Origin of the sequence: Chryseobacterium pyrolae, assembly GCF_025153485.1 — a bacterium.
Lineage (GTDB): Bacteria > Bacteroidota > Bacteroidia > Flavobacteriales > Weeksellaceae > Chryseobacterium > Chryseobacterium antibioticum.
On sequence record NZ_JANZQH010000026.1, the window covers coordinates 1 to 1,445 of the forward strand.

General features: G+C 40.8%; 1 protein-coding gene. It reads right to left on the reverse strand.

What is annotated here, in order from left to right:
* Positions 1 to 1,379 (reverse strand): non-ribosomal peptide synthetase (locus NZD88_RS21260; RefSeq protein ID WP_259831828.1); only part of this gene is annotated, 1,379 nt, incomplete at its 3' end.
* Positions 1,380 to 1,445: the final 66 nt, after the last annotated feature.

The following is a 1,445-nucleotide window of genomic DNA, read 5'->3' on the forward strand; positions in this document are numbered from 1 at the left end:
ATCTCTCCTACTACTCCTATTGGACAAAGAATCTCATTCTCGGAGAGAATATACATCTGAATATTAGAAATAGGACGACCGATAGGAATACTGCTTTCAAGACCGGCATGGCATTTAAAATACGTAACATCTATCGTGGCTTCTGTTGGTCCGTATAAATTCATCAAGCCAACATCTGGCAGTAACCTGAAAAACTCACTGTTCTGATGAACTGTTAAGGCTTCACCACTCACAAAAACCTGTTTCAGACTTTTAAGCTTTGCTAATGCTTCTACATGAGCATCTAAATAATATAAAAACGTCTCCAGCATGGAGGGAACAAAATGTATCACGCTAACTTCATTTGAAGCAATATTCGAAAGCAGTGACTCTGCGGACTTTTCTGATCCCGGCGAGAGAATCGATAATTTCGAACCGTATAAACTCCACCATAAAAGCTCCCAAACCGAGACATCAAAAGAATAACTCGTCTTTTGAATAAGGGTATCGGAGCTGGATAAACTATATGCTCCCTGCATCCAATCCAACCGGTTAACAAGACCTCCGTGTTCTACCATAACGCCCTTTGGACGACCCGTAGAACCAGAAGTATAAATAACATAAGCCAAATCCGAAGGATGGGGATTACAACCAGGAGGTGAAACAGAATACGACTCACTTTCCATATGGAATAACAGCAGTTCTTCTGAATCTACAACTACCTTACAACCGCTGTCTTCTATCATATAAGTAATACGCTCGGAAGGATACGAAGGATCAATAGGAACATAAGCACCTCCTGATTTTAGAATCCCAAAAATCGTAATTAATAGATCTTCGGACCTTTCAAGCCGAACTCCTACAAGAGATTCTCTGCCAATACCATACTGACTACGAAGATAGTTCGCAAACTGATTCGAACGTTCATCCAAATCCCGGTAACTAAGGGTATGGTCATCGTATAGCAAGGCCGTATGGTCAGGATTCAATAGAACCTGAGATGCAAAAAGATCAATAACCGTTTTATCTCTAGGATAATCAGCCTTGGTCCGGTTAAAACCTTCAGTAACAGCATAACGCTCTTCGGCTTCCAGAATATCAAGCTGATCAACACCCACGTCAGGAGAATCAATGATAGAAACCAATAAAAGCTCTAAGCTCTTTATCAGACGATCGGCAAAACTACGCTCATAAATATCAGTGTTGTAACACAAGCCTATGGTAAGACCTGAACCATTAGCGGAAAAACTAAAGTCTAAATCAAATTTACTGACTGCGTAAGAAACTCCCTCATAAGAACTACCAGACATTCCTTCAGAAAGATCAACAGAACGATCTGTATTTCCGCTTTCCTGATCCTGGAAATTAAGCATGACATCAAATACCGGATTACGGCTCATATCACGCACCACATCCAGATCATCAACCAAACGGTCAAAAGGATACGATTGATGAGAATAGCCCAA